Below are 15,965 nucleotides of genomic sequence, written 5' to 3'. Positions count from 1 at the left end.
GCAGGTGACGCGTTGCCGGTCCGGCGAGCGTACGGGTCCCCGCTCAGCCCCGGCTCAGCCCCGGCTCAGCGCCAACTCCCGCACCGCTTGGGCCAGCAGCGCCCGGTCCCGCGCCTCCGTGAGCAGCTCCGCCGCCGCCGCGGTCGGCAGCCAGCGGATCTCGTCGATCTCCTGGTTCGGCGTGAACGTGCCGCCCGTCTCCTCCGCGAGCCAGTAGTCGACCGTCTTCCGGCGGCCGTCGTGGGTCCGGTAGTGGACGCGCGGGAGGCGGGTCGTGGGGCGGCACGTACGGCCCGTCTCCTCCTCGACCTCGCGCAGGGCCGCCGCCAGCTCCGTCTCCCCGTGCTTGAGCTTCCCCTTAGGAAGCGACCAATCGTGCCATTTAGGACGGCTGACGAGGCAGAACTCGACGCCGTGCGCGGGCGAGCGGCGCCACAGGACGCAGCCCGCCGCGCGGACCGGGGTGCTCATACGCGTACCGCCTCTCGCCACACGCGCTGGAAGGTGTGGCGCGCCGCCTCCACCTCCTGGCGCTGGACCGCGTGCAGGACACCGAGCGCGTACGCCGTCGGCGGGGCGATGCGCGGGGTGCGGGCCGCCGCCGCTGCCGCCGTCGCCGCGTCCGCCGCCTCCCGGTGCCGGTCCAGGGCGTGCGCCCCCGGGGCGGTACGGGCCTCCGGCGCGGCGCCGAGCGCCTCCGCCGCGTACACCCGCACCCGCAGCAGGCCCCGCACCCGGTGCCAGGGCGCGTCCTGCGGCTCCCCGCCGGGGGCGGCGCTGCCGAGCGCCGACGCCTCGGCGTTGTACGGGGCGCCCGCGCGGTCGAGCGGAAGCGCGGCGATCGCGTCGGCGAGCCGGTGCGAGGTCAACGAGGCCAGGGCGCCGATGACTTCGGGATCGTGCGGGGAGGTGCCGCGACGGTAGGGGACCTCGCTCGCGAGGACCGCGACCGCGTCCGCGACCGCGTGGAAGCGCGCCGAGCCGAGCGCGTCGAGCGCCGCCGAGTGCGCGCGGTTGCGGGCGAGGGTCAACTGCCGGTCGAGGAGCGCGCCCGCGCGTGCCGCGCCCATGGGGAGCGGCCCTTCCGGGTGCCCCTGGGCGGGCACGGCGGCGGCCCGTGCCCCCTCCTCGTCCCGCAGCCTCCGCAGCGCGCCGAGGAGCCGCCCGAGCCGGTGCGCGCACGCGTACTCGCTGCCCAGCACCGCCGACAGCCAGTTGAGTTCGCCTTGCAGGTGCTCCGCCCACTCCGCCTCCAGGAGCGGGCGGAAGGTGTGCAGGGTCGCCTCCACGCGGTGCGCCGCGCCGCGCAGGGCGTGCACCGCCGCCTCCGTCTCCGGCGCCGAGGTGCCCGACTCGCGGCGGGCGCGCAGGGCGCGGAGGAACGCGGCGGCCTGCTCCTGGAGGTAGGCCGTGACGGGGTGGCCGGGCGAGCCGGGGGCTCCGGGCGCGCCGGGGCCCTGGGGGGCGCGGACCGGCGTGCCCTGCGGCCGGGCCTGCTCAGGGGGTCGAGGTGCCACGCCTCCGCCTCCGCGCGTCGATCAACAGTTCCTGCACGTTGGGAAGTTGCTGTCCGTCCGCGTCGGTCGAGTGCCGGTTCCACTCGCCGTCGGGGCCGAGGTGCCACGAGGCCGTCGAGTCCGACATGCCGGTCTCCAGGACGCGCGCGAGCGCCGCGCGGTGGGCGGGGTCCGAGACCCGTACCAGCGCCTCGATCCGGCGGTCCAGGTTGCGGTGCATCATGTCGGCGCTGCCGAACCACACTTCGGGTTCGCCGCCGTTGCCGAAGGCGAAGACCCGCGAGTGCTCCAGGAAGCGGCCGAGGACCGAGCGGACGCGGATGTTCTCGGAGAGCCCGGGGACCCCGGGGCGGATCGCGCAGATGCCCCGCACCCACACGTCGACGGGGACGCCCGCCATCGAGGCGCGGTAGCAGGCGTCGATGATCGCCTCGTCCACCATCGAGTTGACCTTGAAGTGCACGTGCGCGGGACGGCCCGCGCGGTGGTGGCGCACCTCGTTCTCGATGCGCTCGATCAGGCCGTCGCGCAGCGAGCGCGGGGCGACGAGGAGACGGCGGTACGTCTCGCGCCGCGAGTACCCCGAGAGCCGGTTGAAGAGGTCGGAGAGGTCCGCGCCGACCTGCGGGTCGGCGGTGAGAAGGCCGAGGTCCTCGTAGAGCCGGGCCGTCTTCGGGTGGTAGTTGCCCGTCCCCACGTGGGAGTAGCGGCGCAGCGTCTCGCCCTCCTGGCGGACGACGAGCGAGAGCTTGCAGTGGGTCTTGAGGCCGACGAGCCCGTAGACCACGTGGCAGCCGGCCTCCTCCAGCTTCCGCGCCCACTTGATGTTCGCCTGTTCGTCGAAGCGCGCCTTGATCTCGACGAGGACGAGCACCTGCTTGCCCGACTCGGCCGCGTCGATGAGCGCGTCCACTATCGGCGAGTCGCCCGAAGTCCGGTACAGCGTCTGCTTGATGGCGAGCACGTCCGGGTCGGCGGCGGCCTGTTCGAGGAACGCCTGCACCGAGGTCGAGAAGGAGTCGTACGGGTGGTGCAGCAGCACGTCCCGTTCCCGTACCGCCGCGAAGATGTCCGGCGCGGACGCCGACTCCACCTCGGCGAGGTCGCGGTGCGTGCCCGCGATGAACTTCGGGAACTTCAGCTCGGGACGGTCGAGCGAGGCGATCCCGAAGAGGCCCGTGAGGTCGAGCGGCCCCGGCAGCGGGTACACCTCGACGTCCGAGATCTTCAGCTCGCGCACGAGCAGGTCGAGGATGTACGGGTCGATCGACTCCTCCACCTCGAGACGGACCGGCGGCCCGAACCTGCGGCGCATCAGCTCCTTCTCCAGCGCCTGGAGCAGGTTCTCCGCGTCGTCCTCCTCGACCTCCAGGTCCTCGTTGCGGGTGAGCCGGAAGCTGTGGTGCGCGAGCACCTCCATGCCCGGGAACAGTTCCTCCAGGTGCGCCGCGATGACGTCCTCGATGGGGACGTACCGGTCGGGCGCGGCCTCCAGGAAGCGGCTCAGGAGCGGCGGGACCTTGACGCGCGCGAAGTGGCGGTGGCCGCTCACCGGGTTCCGCACCACCACCGCGAGGTTGAGGCTCAGCCCCGAGATGTACGGGAAGGGGTGCGCCGGGTCCACCGCGAGAGGGGTGAGGACGGGGAAGATCTGCTGCCGGAAGAGCGTGAAGAGCCGCGCCTGCTCGGTCTCGCTCAGCTCCGCCCAGCGCACGAGCTGCACGCCCTCGTCGGCGAGCGCGGGCAGCACGTCCTGCTGGAAGCAGGCCGCGTGGCGCGCCATGAGTTCGCGCGAGCGCGTCCAGATCAGCTCCAGGACTTCGCGCGGCAGCAGCCCGGACGCCGAACGTGTCGCGACACCTGTCGCGATACGTCGCTTGAGGCCCGCGACCCGGACCATGAAGAACTCGTCCAGATTGCTCGCGAAGATCGCCAGGAAGTTGGCACGTTCGAGCAGCGGGGTGCGCGGGTCCTCGGCGAGTTCGAGGACGCGCTCGTTGAAGGCGAGCCAGGAGCGCTCGCGGTCGAGGAAGCGGCCGGCGGGAAGCTCCACGCCCTCGGGGTCCTCGTAGGCGTCGAGGTCGGCGTCGAGGTCGGGTTCGAGAGCGGAACCGGTGCCCGCGGTGCCGCCGTGCGCGCTGCCGTGCGGGGGCTGCCCGGTGGGGGCGGAGCGGTGGCCGGGCAGCGAGGCGACGGTGGCGCGGCCGGTCTCGGCGCGGGCGGTCCCGGCGGGGTCGGTGGCGCGGCCGGAGTCGGGGGAGGAGGGGGCGGAACCGGGGACCGGGGCGCTGGGGCTGCTGCTGCTCGGCTGCGTCATGGGGTCATTCTTCCGCCTGAACGGCGGTTGTGGCGCGTTGAGCGGGGATGTTCCCGGGGAAGAGGGCGCGCCGGGCGCGGACGCGGGGCGCGGGGCGCCGGGGCGCGGGTCGTGGCCGTTGGCGCGGTGGGTGCCGGGGGCGCCGTGGGAGCCCTCGGCGACCGCGCGGGCCTCGGTGCTCTCGGCCGGGGCGGGCGCGGGCGGTGTGGGGGGCGTGCCGGAGGAGCCGGGCTCCGGGGCGGGCGGCTGCATTCGGCGAGCGTCGCAAGGCTTGCTGAATGAAGGGTTACGTACACGTGGCGCGGAGTTTGCCGGGGTCGGGCGAGGGGCGTGCGGGGGAGGGGGTCGGTACGGGGCGGGCGCGCGGGGAGCGGGGCCGGTGCGGGGGCGGGGGCGGCGCGTGCGGGTGCGCGTGCGGGGGGGCGTGTACGGGTGTCGCGGTCGCGTGTGCGGCCGTACCCGGTTGGGGCGCGGCTCGTACGTTCGTACGCGGGTCGCGCCCCGTTCCCGTACCGGCCCCACCGTGCCCGCCCCGCCCCGCGATCAGCTCGCCGCCGCGCGATCGGCGCCCGGCCCCGCGATCAGCTCGCTCCCCCGCGCTCACCGCACCTCCCGGTGATCACCTCGCCGCCGCCCGGACCAGCTCCCCGGCCAGTGCCGTCGTCTCCGCGAGCGTGTCGAGGGGGAGGGGCTGAGTGGCGAGGGCGCCTTCGTGGAGGACGAGGAGGCGGGTCGCGAGGGCGTCGGGGGCGCGGCAGCCGGCCTCGGTGGCGAGGTGGGCGAAGAGGGCGCGCAGCCACAGCTTCTGTCCGGCGGCGACGCGGTGCGCGGGGTGGGCGGGGTCGGGGAGTTCGGCGAGCGCGTTGATGAAGGCGCAGCCGCGCGCCGCGTCCGCGCGGCTCCACTCGCGCAGCGCGGTGAAGGGCGCGGTGACGGCGGCGACGGGGTCCGTGCCGCGTACGGCGTCCACCTCGGCGCGTACGAGCGCGCGCCAGCGGGCGTCGCGGGCGGCGAGGTACGCGGCGACGAGCCGGTCCTTCGAGCCGAACTGGTTGTACAGCGTGCGCTTGGTGACGCCGGAGCGCTCGGCTATGAGGTCCACGCCGACGGCCGTGATGCCGTGCGCGTAGAACAGCTCCTCGGCCGCCGCCACGACACGGCGCCCCGCGGGGGAGAGGGGACGCTCCGGCTCCGCGGGGGACGCCGGGGAGCCCGCCTGCGAGGCGGGGGCGTCCGGAGGCAAGGCGGGGGCGTCCGCCTGTGGGGCGGGGCCCGGCGGCGGGGACGCGGGGTCCGCCGGGGGGTGCGGGTTCTCCGGCACGCGCGCTCCTTCACTGATCGGTGTACGGTGGCGCAAGTACACAGATCAGTATACCTGCGAGGAGGGCGACACGATGGCTGCGGCGAAGACCATGCGCGCGGTACGGATCACCGGGCACGGCGGACCGGAGGTCATGCGGCTCGCCGAGATGCCCGTCCCCGCGCCGGGCGTGGGCGAGGTGCTCGTGGCGGTGAGCGCGGTGGCGCTCAACAACACCGACCTGTGGACGCGGCAGGGCGCCTACGGCACGCCCGAGGACCCCGAGGCGCTCTCGGGCTGGCGCGGGCCGCTCGACTTCCCGCGCATCCAGGGCGCCGACGTCGCGGGACGGGTCGCCGCGCTCGGCGCGGGCGCGGCCGAGGGGCTGCTCGGGCGCCGCGTGGTCGTCGACCCGGCGCTCTACGACGGCGACGGGCCCGACGCCCACCCCGTGGGCCTCATGGGGAGCGAACGGGACGGCGGCTACGCCCAGTACGTGACGGCACCGGCCGGGCAGGTCCACGACGTGACGGACTCGCCGCTCGACGACGAACAGCTCGCGAGCCTGCCGACCGCGTACGGCACGGCGCTCGGCATGATCGAGCGCGGCCGGCTCGCCGGGGGCGAAACGGTCCTCGTCACGGGGGCCTCGGGCGGCGTCGGCCTCGCCGCGGTGCAGCTCGCACGGGCGCGGGGCGCGAAGGTCGTCGCGCTGAGCAGCGGCGCGAAGCTCGCGGCGGTACGGGAGGCGGGCGCGGACGTGGTCGTGGACCGCGCCGGGGACGTGACCGCGCTGCTGCGCGAGGCGGCGCCCGAGGGCATCGACGTCGCGCTCGACGTCGTCGCGGGCGAACTGCTCGGCGACGGCCTGCCGCTGCTGCGCGAGGGCGGTCGCTGGGTCGTCGCCGGAGCCCTCGCGGGCTGGGCCGTCACGCTCGACGTACGCCGCCTGTACCTCCACAACGCCCAGGTCATCGGCTCCGCGATGCACACGCGCACCCACTTCGCCCTCCTGATGGACCTCGCACGCGAGGGCGCGGTGCACCCCGTGATCGCGGCCTCGTACGGACTGGCCGACGCGGCGCGGGCGCAGGAGGAGCTGGAACGGCGGGGCCACGTGGGGAAGCTGGTGCTGCGGCCGTAGGGGGCGGTGCGGGGGACTCGCCGCGTACCGGCGCCCCGACGGGTGGCACCCTCCGCGCTCCCGAGCCGCCCGAGTGGCGGCGGGCAGGGTGCGGGCCGAGGGTGGACTCCAGAGGTTCTCGCGCAGCGGGGGACGGAGGAGGCCACCATGTCGTACCCCGATCAGACGCCCGGCCAGGACACCGGCCCGGCCACCGGCCGGCCTCCGGGCCCGGGCCGCGACGTGCCGGGCGGCAACGCGTCCGGCGGCCACGCGCCGGACGGCAACGTACCGGGTGACGACGACGCGCACCGGCGGCGGGCCGAGAGCGGCTGGGCGGTGGGCGGCACGGCCTTCGCCGCGGTGCTGCTGCTCGTCAACGGGGTGCTCGACATTCTCAGAGGCATCAGCGGCATCGCCGAGGACGACGTCTACACGCGCGTCAACGACTACGTCTTCCGCTGGTCGGCGACGGGGTGGGGCTGGGCGCTGCTCATCATCGGCATCGTCGCGGTCCTCGTCGGTCTCGGCCTCTTCCGCGACGCCCTGTGGGCCCGGGTGGTCGGCGTCTTCGTCGCCTCGGCGAGCATCGTCGCCCACTTCCTGTGGCTCCCGTACTTCCCGGTCTGGGCCCTCATCGCGATCGCGATCGACGCCTGGGTCATCTGGGCGCTGACGGCGCACCGGGCGAGGAGCTAGCCTTCGCGGCAGGCCAGGGGGCCGGAGCGTCGTGCCCACCCGGTGGAGTCCCGCCGAGAGAGGCACGCAGACGTGAACACGCCGCACCCGCAGCTCCGCACAGCCCGACCGCCACGCCGGAGACCCAGGTTCTCCGGCGTGGCGATCTCCGCGCTCACCGCGCTCGTTCTCACCGCCGGAGCCGTGAGCCCGGCCTCCGCCGCCGGCTTCACGAACAACCCGAACCCCGACACCCTCCGAGTCCTGACCTACAACGTCTGCATGAACACCCGGTGCGCCGGGACGTACGGACTGGCGGGCACCGAGGACCGTCTCCGCCAGATCCAGGAGTGGGTCGTCAACCGCGACGGCCAGTCAAGACGTCCGGACGTGCTGGTGCTCCAGGAGGCGAACTACAAAGAGGTGAGCACCGGCACGGCGGGGGACGGCGAGAAGCTGGAGGCGATCTTCGAGGAGTACAAGATCGCCTCCAAGCAGGACGAGCGCTGGATCCTCTACAACACGTCGACCCTGAGCGTGACGGACAGCGGGACGGTCGGAGTCGGCGAACCGGACGCGGCGTCGAAGGTCTTCCCCTGGGCGCAGTTCGCGCGCAAGGGGACGAACAACCGCGCCACGGTGGTCGACGTCCACCTCGCCAACGGGGACGCGGAGCGGCAGGGCCGTGAGCTCGACCGGCTCGCGGCAGGTCTCGGCGCGGCTCTTCCGCTGGGAACCCGTACCGTCGTCGCCGGCGACTTCAACGCGCGGAGGACGGACGCGACCGCCGCGCACGTGAACGACGCCTTCGCGTCCCGCACCGGCCCGCTCACCGACGCGGTACCGGCCGGCCGGCGGACCAGCACCCTGCACGCGAAGACCTTCACCACGGCCTACAGCCCGGTCTGGTACGGCGAGCCGGAGGGCGCGGGGAACCTGCCCATCGACCACGTCTACTTCGGCAGCGGGCTGCACTGTGTCCCCGGCGCGGGCCAGGTCTACAAGGACCGGGGGGAGCCGCGCGTCGTGACGAGCCAGGCCGAGGAGGACGCCCGCTGGGCGGAGGTCCACGCCAGGCGCTCCGACCACAACGCGGTGTACACGGAGCTGAGCTGGACGGCGGGCGGCGGGGGCGGGGCGGGAGGCGGCTGCGAGGTGTCCTGAACGGCACTCGCGCGTGGTCCGGCCTTCCGCCCCGGACCGCCTCCGCTCAGTTCTCCGTGCGGTACATCAAGTCCGTCTCGTACGTCGTGAAGCCGAGGCGTTCGTAGACCGTCACCGCCGGGACGTTGTCCGCGTCCACGTAGAGCATTCCGGTCGGCAGGCCGCGGGAGGCGAGGTGGCGCAGGCCCGTCGTGGTCAGGGCGCGGCCGAGGCCGCCGCCCTGGGCGCCGGGGCGGACCCCGACCACGTAGACCTCGCCGAGTTCCTCCGCCGCGTGCACCTTCGTCCAGTGGAAGCCGACCAGCTCGCCGCCGTCCTCGCGCACCGCGAGGAAGAAGCCCTCCGGGTCGAACCACGGCTCCGCCTCGCGGTCGGCGAGGTCGCGCGGCGTCATGCCGCCCTGCTCCGGGTGGTGGGCGAACGCGGCGGCGTTCAGCTCCAGCCACGCCTCCTCGTCCTGCCCCGGCACGAACGCCCGCACCGCGATCCCCTCCGGCCACACGGGCTCCGGCAGGTCGAGGTCCGTGAGCGGGCGGCGCAGCTGGCGCAGCTCGCGGAAGAGGTGCAGCTTGAGCACCCGCGCGAGGTGCCGCGCCGCCGGGTGCCCGCCGTGCGCCCAGATCCGCAGCCGCCGCCCCGTGAGCCGCAGCAGCTCCTCGCCCAGCGCCCGGCCGTGGCCCCGCGCGCGCAGACCGGGCGCGACGAGGAGTTCGGCGGCCGGCGACTCGACGGGGTCGGAGCCGTCGAGCTGCGCGTACCCGGCGAGGGTGCCGTCCGGCAGGCGCAGCAGCACGTGCCGTACGCCGGGGCGCTCGCCGCCGCGCAGATGCAGCCGGCCCTGCTCGGAGACGGCGTACTGCCCGTCCTCGCGCGCGCCCGCGGCGATCAGCTCGCCGACGGCGGTGGCCTGCTCCTCGTCGAGGACGTCGAGGACATCGATCCGGCGCGCGGGGGCGGGCGCGGCGGGCCCGGTGGGGGTGTTCGCTTCGCTGCTCATGCTGCGAGCGTACGAGTACGGGGCGGCCCGATGCCGCCACCACCCCTGGCCGCGTCACCGCTGTCCACGCCCCCGACCAACCCCTCACTTGGCGACCAAACCCGCCCACCCGTCCCCGCTTGGTCGCGCCCGGTGACCAGCGAACCGGCAACTCCCTCAACTTGGCGTGAAGTTGTAGGGTGAGCTTGTGAGTACGGACCGTGCCCACGGCGCGAGCGCTCCGCACGGGAGCACCCGGCCGCGGCCGAGTCACCGCGAGGTGGCCGACGAACTGCGCGCCCGGATCAGGTCCGGGGCGCTGCGCCCTGGCGACCGGATGCCCACGCAGGCCCGGCTCGCCGCGGAGTTCGGCGTCGAGCGCGGCACCGTGCGCGAGGCCCTGCGCGTCCTGCGCGCCGAACGCCTCCTCACCCACGCCACCAAGGGCGCGCCCCCGGCCGTCGCCGACCACGCCGCGCGCGGGCGCGGCGGCCCCGGCCAGCTCCCGCGCTCCACGACCGCGGCGCTCGGCCCCCGTATCGCCACGGCCTTCGAACAGCCGCAAGTCGAGATCCGGGCGCTGTGCCTCACCTCCGTCTCGCTCACCCTCGCCATGGGCGAACCCCTGCGCCAGATCCACGCGGGCGAACTGAAGCCGGACCGCGTCGACCTGCGTGTCCTCCTCCCCGACCGCGCCATAGGGCTCGCCTTCCCGGCCGCGGTGGACCCGGGCGGCGGCCCGGCGGGGAGCGCCGCGCGGGACAGCGACGTCGTCCACCGCCACTGGCTCGCGCAGCGCAACGCCCAGGGCAAGGTCCTCGCCCACAACCTGCTCGCCCTGCGCTCCTCGCACGGCATGGACGTCCACGTCGAGTACCGCGCGATCCCCTTCACGCCGCCCGTGAAGCTCTACCTCCTCAACGAGGAGGAGGCGCTGTTCGCGTACTACACCCCCGTGCGGCGCGGCGCGGACTACGGGCCCGCGCACGTCGAGACCTTCGACGCCGAGGGCACGGAGGCGGTGCTCTTCGCCTTCGACCAGGACGCGGGCCCGCGCGACGCCGCCTTCGTCAGCCAGTCCGCCGCGTGGTTCGACGGCCTGTGGAACACGATCAGCGCGCCGCTGCGGCTCACGTGAGGGGCGGGACGCGGGACTTGCGGGCCCGGCCGGGCGCCCGGAGCGGGTGTGCGGGACGGAGTTGGCGGAAAGAAGGTTCTGGTTGCGGTCCGGTTGTGTGCTGTTGGCCCGTACTTTCCGCTCATCTGCCGACAACTCCCCTGAGGTGGCATGAAGTTGTACGGTGATGACGTGAGCGAGGAGAACCCCGTCGAGTCCCCGGGCCCGGCCCCGAGCCCCGGCCGGACCGCCGAGGGCCCCTCCGCCGCGCCCGCACCCGCCCCGATACCGGCGCCCGCACCATCAGCGGCCCCCGCCCCCGCGCCCGCACCGTCAGCGGGCCCCGTCCCCGCGCCCCCGCCGTCAGCGGCGCCCGCACCGTTCGGCGCCCCGTCGTCCCCGCCGCACCCCCTGCCCCCCACCCCCGCCGCCATCGCCGCCGCCCTTCGCGACCGCATCGCGCGCGGCGTGCTCAAGGCGGGCGACCGCATCCCCACCCAGGCGGAGCTGTCGCAGGAGTTCGGCGTCGAGCGCGGCCGGGTGCGCCAGGCGCTCCAAGCGCTGCGCGCCGAGGGCCTGCTCAGCCACTCCACGAAGGGCGTCCCGCCGCGCGTCGCGCAGCCCGGCCACGACGGCGAGCGCGCGGGCGGCGGCACCCCCGAACCGCGCCCCACGCTCGTCGCGCTCGGCCCCCGCCTCGTACGGGCGTTCGCCGCGCCCGAGGTGCGGATCGACGCCCTCTGCCTCACCGCCGAATCCCTCATCCCCGCCGTGAGCGAGGCCGTCATCGGCGTGCACAGCGGGAGCCTGCGGCCCGAGTCCGTCGACGTGCGCATCCTGCTGCCCAGCCGCAGCATCGACCTGGCCTTCCCCGTCGCGGCCTCGGGCGAGCCCGTCGAGGCGGCGGCCGTCCACCGCCGCTGGCTGGAGATGCGCGACTCGCAGGTACGCGTCCTGAGCCGGACGCTCACCGGGCTGCGGCAGTCCCACGGCACGAAGGTGTCCGTCGCCTTCCGCACGGTCCCCTTCACCCCGCCCGTGAAGCTGTACGTCCTCAACGGGAGCGAAGCCCTCTTCGCGTACTACCTCGTGAGACGGACCGACGAGAACGGCGAGGACGTCCCCGAGATGATCGACACCTGGGGACCGCGCGCCCAGCTCTTTCCGTACGACGTCACGCACGGTCCGCGCGACGAGGTCTTCGTCGCGCAGTCCGCCCGCTGGTTCGAGGGCCTCTGGCAGACCATCAGCGAGGAGCTGAAACTCGACGGGTGACGACAACCAGGACGCACACGGAACCGGAACACGCCTGCTTCGCACGGGAGTCGGGGCCCCGGCCCGGACCGGAGTCCGGGCCGGCCGTGCCCGCCCTCCGCGCCGAGACCCCCGCCGAACCCCTCACCGAACTGCTCGACCGCACCCGCTGGGTGCTCTTCGACTTCGACGGACCCGTGTGCCGCCTCTTCGCCGGGCACCCCGCGCGCGGCATCGCCCGCCGGATGGCGAGCTGGCTCGACGCGCGCCCCGGCGGCCGCGCGCTCGCGGCGGGCGCCGCGCTCAGCAAGAACCCGCAGGCCCTCCTGCGCGCCGTCGGCACGCGGGACACGGAGGGCGGCACCGTCCGCGCCCTCGAATCCCTCCTGACGCAGGAGGAGTTGAAGGCGGTCGAGAGCGCCCGCCCGACCCCGCACCTCGCCGAACTCCTGCACACGTGGTACGAGGCGGGCCGCCGCTTCGCCGTGACGACCAACAACTCCCCGCTCGCCGCCCGCCGCTACCTCGAACTCCAGCACCTCGACGGCTACTTCGCCGACCACTACCACGGCAGGAGCCTCCCGCTCCGCCTCAAACCCGACCCGTACTGCCTGACCGAGGCGGTCAGGTCCCTCGACGCCGACCCCCGCGCGACGCTCATGATCGGCGACGAGCCGGGCGACGCGAAGGCGGCCCGAGCCGCCGGTATCCCTTTCCTGGGCTACGCCGAACGCCCGTCCCGGCGAGCGGAGTTGTGCGCGGCCGGGGCGAAGCACGTGGTGGCGTCGTACGCGGAGGTGCTGTAGGGGGGAGGGGGAGCGGAGGGGCGGCGGGACGGTTGGCCGGGGTCCGCTCGGACGCGTCCCGCCGGTCGGGCGGTGAGGGGGCGGCCGGGGGTGCGGCGGGGCGTAGCCGAAGGCCGACAGTGCCTGCCCCGTGCGGCAGCGAGACGTACCCGGTGCAGGCGGTGCCTGCCGGGTACACCCGTCGCCCCCTGTGACGAACGAGCCCGCCGCCACCCAACCCCACTCGCCTTCGCCCGCCTTCCTGCCCGCCCGCCCCGCTCGCTCCCGCCCCCACGCCCCCGCGCGGCCTCTCCCCCCTTCCCCGCACCCGCCCCCCGTCACTTCCTGTCGCCGACGCACAACGTCCCGTACGAAGAACAGCCCCCGCCCTGTCACCCCTCCCGCACCCGTCCACCACCCCTGACCGGAACCCGATGCGTCCCCTCCGCCCGCCCCCGTCCAGCCACCCTCCACTCCCACCCCTGACCTGGCGCAATGGGTGGCGCGGGCTTGCGTGCGGGGGTGGCGGGCGGGTGGCGAAATGAGGCGCGCCGCGCGGGGACTCGTACTGCCGTCCGCTGAATCGTTTCTTCGCGGCCCCGCGAGCGGAGGCACCTCTTCCGCCCCGTTACGGTGAGCGAGCAGAGCCCCGGAGGGCGGGGCCGGTTCGGGAGTGGCACGTGCGCACCGTGAGGTCCGGTTGGCAGGGCAAGGAGCCGGGTGGCGGCGAGGGCGGCGGGCGTGAGGGCGCGCACGGCGCCACGCACGGTGCGTCACACGGGAGTTACGAGCCGCACGGCCTCCGTGCCGCCCACCACGGGACCGCTCCGCGCCTGCACGCCATCGCCTGCGGGGTCGCCCACGCCGCCGGGGCGCAGGCGGCGGGCGCCCACGTCGCGGGCACCGGTCGTCATCGCCCCGTACCGCCGTCGTCCGCGAGCCGGTTCGGCTGGACGCCGGACGAACGTGTGCCGCTGGGACCGGAGTTCCCGGTCGCCGCCGTCACGGAGGCGCTCGCGGCGGCCCGTACCGCCGACCCGGCGCGTGTCCGCGTCCTGAGCGGCACCGCGCACCGCAACGTCGTCGTGTGGCTTCCCGTCTGGCAACGCGCGGTCGTCGTACGGAGGTTCGCCCCCGCTGTCGCCGTCCGCAGGGAGCGCGGCTTCTACAGCGAGCACAGCGTCCTGGAGGCGATCCACGCGACGTACGAGGGCGGAGCGCCCGACGCCCCGCGCGTCCCCCGCGTCCTCGCGCTCGGCCGCGACGCGGAGGGCTCCTTCTCGCTCCACACGTACGAGGGCCCGCTGCCCGCCCCCGCGCGCGTCACGCCCGACCGGCTCACCCCCCGCCACCCGGTCAACGGGCTGCGCGTGCGCGAGGCGGACGCCCTCGTCGACCAGCTCGCCGCGCTCAGTCGCGTGGACTGCTCCCACCTCGAACCGGCCGCAGGGCGACCGGAGTTCTTCGCCTGGCTGCGCGCCGAACTCGTCCGCCTCGTGACCTCGCTGCCCGCCCCGGTCCTCGCCCGCGCCACCGCGAGCGGCCTGCCCGGCCCGGCGGCGCTCGAAGAGCTGCTCGCTCCGCTCACCGTCACACCGCGCACCCCCGGCCTCCTTCACGGCGACCTCAACCCCTGGAACATCGTCCGCCTGCCCGGCGACGATCTCGCTCTGATCGACTGGGAGTTGGCCCTGACGGGTGACCCCCTGTACGAGCTGGTCCGCCACCTCCACCTCGCCCCGGCCCGCCCCTCGCTGCGCAGCCGCATGCTCGACCGCTGGAGCCGCGCGCTCGCCCAGGACCGCACAACGGGCTGGGAGCGCGACGCCCCCGTCTACGCCCACCTCGAACGCCTCCGCAGCGCGTACCTGGACCTCGACCGCATCGTCACCGGTACGGCGCTCGACGCCCCCAACGTCCGCCGCGCGGTGCGCCGTTACGGCCGCACGCTGGCTGCGGCGCGGGCCTCTCTCGCGGCGCTCGGAGGGGCGGTCGGAGCGGCTCCCTGAGTCCCGGCCCACCGGCTCGGCGCGGCTCCCTGAGTCCGGGCCCACCAGCTCCGCGCCGCCCCGCCGCCTCAGAACGTGCAGCGCACCTCGTCGAGCGCCATGACGTCGTCGGGCGTGAGGCCGTTCAGCCGGTCCCGCACGTCGCGGAGCAGCCAGGTCGCGACCTCGCGTCGCGGGTCGTGACGCGGATCGTCGTCCCACCAGCCGTTGCCCAGATCGTCCACTGAGGAGGGGAGTTGGGCGACGTACTCCGCCAGGAGGGCGTCCGCGTACGGAGTCCGGGTCGCCGCCCAGATGCCGAGCCACGGTCGTACCGTGCCGCTCGCGACCGTGAGCACGCCGAGCGCCTCTCCCGCGTCCGGGTTCCCGCCCGCGCCGCGGACCTCGCCGTGGAGCACCGCCCGCCACCACGTGACCCCCACCGCCCGCAGCACGTCCGTCAGCCCCGGGGCCCACCCCAGGCACCCCGCCTCCCGCAAGCGGGACGCCACGACATCGGCCGGCACGCCGTGCTCACCGCCCAGGACGGCGCGCCGGACGAGGAGTGGCGTCAGCCGTCGGTACAGGCGCGGGAAGTCGTTCCAGTGATCGGAGACCTCCATGGCGACGCCCAGGATCGTCTCCTCGGAGAGCGCGTCGAGCGGCCCGGACAGCTCGGCGAAGTGCTCCTCGCCCCAGCAGTACGCGCAACCCGTGACAGGGAAGGCGGGTTCCGCCGCGAAGGCGGCGTCGAGGGCGTCGAGCGCGCTGAGGAGCGCGTGCCGGTACGGGTGCATGGCGGCCTGCCTGCGGACTCCGGCCGGTGGCCCGGCGAAGAGGGGAGGCTATCAGCCCGGGTCCGTCGGGGAGCCACCCTGGGAGGGCCCCGGCCCCCCCCGCCTCCGGCCCGGGTTCGCCCGCCCCCCTCTCGTACGGCGGCGGACAGCGACGAACGGCTGCGCCCCGCCCGCCCCTCCCGCCTGCCTAGGATGGCCGGGTGCGAGCGAGGAGCGGGGCGGGTCAGGGCGCGGGCAACGGCGGTGCGGGGGGCGCGGACCGGCCGCCCGGCCTGCGTGAACGCAAGCGCCTCCAGACCTACCGGCACGTCTCCGAGACCGCCATCGCCCTCTTCCTCGCACGCGGCTTCGACGCGGTGCCCGTCGCCGAGATCGCCGCCGTCGCGGGCGTCTCGAAGCCGACGCTTTTCCGGTACTTCCCCACCAAGGAGGACCTCGTCCTCCACCGTTTCGCCGATCACGAGGACGAGCCCGCCCGCGTCGTGACCGAGGCCCGCGCCGAGCGCCGCCCCCCGGTCGCCGCCCTGGCGGCCCACTTCCGTACGGGGCTCGACCGCCGCGACCCCGTGACCGGCCTCAACGACGTGCCCGCCGTCCTCGCCTACCACCGCCTCCTCTACGGCACGCCGTCCCTCCTCGCGCGTCTCCACGCCTACACCCACCGCTCCGAAACGGCCCTCGCCCGCGCCCTCGCCGGACCCCCCGCGCCGGACGCGGACCTCCCGCCGCTCGCGCACCGGCTCGCCGCCGCCCAGATCGTCGCCGTCCAGCGCGTCCTCGCCATGGAGAACTGGCGCCGCATCGCGGCCGGGGCCACGGCCGACGCCCTCTACCCGACCGCCGCGCACGAGGCCGAGGAGGGCTTCACGGGACTCGCGACGGCGCTGGGGGAGCGCTGAGCAGGGCACTACGTGTTTAACCGAGTTACAAATGTAACTGGGTTGCTTTA

Annotated in this window: 14 protein-coding genes; 8 read left to right on the top strand and 6 right to left on the bottom strand. The window is 75.1% G+C overall.

What is annotated here, in order from left to right; translation table 11 throughout:
• Window positions 1-54: 54 nt before the first annotated feature.
• The 4 genes from STTU_RS14365 to STTU_RS14350 all read right to left on the bottom strand — a co-directional run bounded on the left by STTU_RS14365 (window position 55) and on the right by STTU_RS14350 (window position 4,987).
• Window positions 55-471: an NUDIX hydrolase gene (locus STTU_RS14365; RefSeq protein ID WP_043255205.1), complete on the bottom strand. Its 417-nt coding sequence runs from the start codon at window positions 469-471 to the stop codon at window positions 55-57.
• A complete protein-coding gene (locus tag STTU_RS14360; protein WP_043255203.1) occupies window positions 468-1,517 on the bottom strand; it encodes a CHAD domain-containing protein in 1,050 nt (349 codons plus the stop codon). Before STTU_RS14360 ends, STTU_RS14365 begins: the two co-directional genes overlap by 4 nt.
• The gene (locus tag STTU_RS14355) at window positions 1,498-3,834 is read right to left on the bottom strand and encodes an RNA degradosome polyphosphate kinase (RefSeq protein ID WP_043255202.1); all 2,337 of its coding nucleotides are present in this window, start codon (window positions 3,832-3,834) and stop codon (window positions 1,498-1,500) included. The genes STTU_RS14360 and STTU_RS14355 overlap by 20 nt, the downstream gene beginning before the upstream one ends.
• A 619-nt stretch (window positions 3,835-4,453) precedes the next feature.
• Entirely contained in the window at window positions 4,454-4,987 is a 534-nt protein-coding gene (locus STTU_RS14350) for a TetR/AcrR family transcriptional regulator (protein WP_007824028.1), read from the bottom strand.
• A gap of 241 nt (window positions 4,988-5,228) precedes the next feature.
• Between STTU_RS14350 and STTU_RS14345 the strand changes: the two genes are divergently transcribed.
• The 3 genes from STTU_RS14345 to STTU_RS14335 all read left to right on the top strand — a co-directional run bounded on the left by STTU_RS14345 (window position 5,229) and on the right by STTU_RS14335 (window position 8,099).
• The gene (locus STTU_RS14345; protein WP_007824027.1) at window positions 5,229-6,278 is read left to right on the top strand and encodes a zinc-binding dehydrogenase; all 1,050 of its coding nucleotides are present in this window, start codon (window positions 5,229-5,231) and stop codon (window positions 6,276-6,278) included.
• Between the two features lie 147 nt (window positions 6,279-6,425).
• Window positions 6,426-6,956 (top strand): DUF7144 family membrane protein, encoded by a 531-nt coding sequence (locus tag STTU_RS14340; protein ID WP_043255198.1) that lies wholly within the window; start codon window positions 6,426-6,428, stop codon window positions 6,954-6,956.
• A gap of 138 nt (window positions 6,957-7,094) precedes the next feature.
• Complete coding sequence (locus tag STTU_RS14335) at window positions 7,095-8,099, top strand: endonuclease/exonuclease/phosphatase family protein (protein ID WP_007824021.1); 1,005 nt, start codon at window positions 7,095-7,097, stop codon at window positions 8,097-8,099.
• Window positions 8,100-8,145: 46 nt separating this feature from the next.
• Here the strand turns inward: STTU_RS14335 and mshD are convergent, their stop codons facing one another.
• A complete protein-coding gene (gene mshD, locus STTU_RS14330; protein ID WP_043255196.1) occupies window positions 8,146-9,096 on the bottom strand; it encodes a mycothiol synthase in 951 nt (316 codons plus the stop codon).
• A 259-nt stretch (window positions 9,097-9,355) separates the two neighbouring features.
• Here mshD and STTU_RS14325 point away from each other — a divergent pair, with 259 nt between their 5' ends.
• From STTU_RS14325 to STTU_RS14310, 4 genes are all read left to right on the top strand, one after another.
• Window positions 9,356-10,213 carry a GntR family transcriptional regulator gene (locus STTU_RS14325; RefSeq protein WP_043255195.1) on the top strand — a complete coding sequence of 286 codons (858 nt, stop codon included), beginning with the start codon at window positions 9,356-9,358 and terminating at the stop codon, window positions 10,211-10,213.
• A gap of 171 nt (window positions 10,214-10,384) precedes the next feature.
• Window positions 10,385-11,467, top strand: coding sequence for a winged helix-turn-helix domain-containing protein (locus STTU_RS14320; protein ID WP_324607886.1), 1,083 nt, complete (start codon window positions 10,385-10,387; stop codon window positions 11,465-11,467).
• A complete protein-coding gene (locus tag STTU_RS14315; RefSeq protein WP_052862371.1) occupies window positions 11,464-12,252 on the top strand; it encodes an HAD family hydrolase in 789 nt (262 codons plus the stop codon). Before STTU_RS14320 ends, STTU_RS14315 begins: the two co-directional genes overlap by 4 nt.
• 659 nt (window positions 12,253-12,911) lie before the next feature.
• Window positions 12,912-14,240 carry a phosphotransferase family protein gene (locus STTU_RS14310; RefSeq protein ID WP_007824005.1) on the top strand — a complete coding sequence of 443 codons (1,329 nt, stop codon included), beginning with the start codon at window positions 12,912-12,914 and terminating at the stop codon, window positions 14,238-14,240.
• A gap of 68 nt (window positions 14,241-14,308) precedes the next feature.
• Here STTU_RS14310 and STTU_RS14305 read toward each other — a convergent pair whose 3' ends face one another.
• Window positions 14,309-15,016 carry a hypothetical protein gene (locus tag STTU_RS14305; RefSeq protein ID WP_007824003.1) on the bottom strand — a complete coding sequence of 236 codons (708 nt, stop codon included), beginning with the start codon at window positions 15,014-15,016 and terminating at the stop codon, window positions 14,309-14,311.
• A gap of 200 nt (window positions 15,017-15,216) precedes the next feature.
• Between STTU_RS14305 and STTU_RS14300 the strand changes: the two genes are divergently transcribed.
• Window positions 15,217-15,915 carry a TetR family transcriptional regulator gene (locus STTU_RS14300; protein WP_007824002.1) on the top strand — a complete coding sequence of 233 codons (699 nt, stop codon included), beginning with the start codon at window positions 15,217-15,219 and terminating at the stop codon, window positions 15,913-15,915.
• The last annotated feature ends 50 nt before the right edge of the window (window positions 15,916-15,965 follow it).

Origin of the sequence: Streptomyces sp. Tu6071 (assembly GCF_000213055.1) — a bacterium.
GTDB lineage: Bacteria > Actinomycetota > Actinomycetes > Streptomycetales > Streptomycetaceae > Streptomyces > Streptomyces evansiae.
Note: the sequence above shows the minus strand (reverse complement) of the source record. Positions and strands in the feature narration are given on the sequence as shown.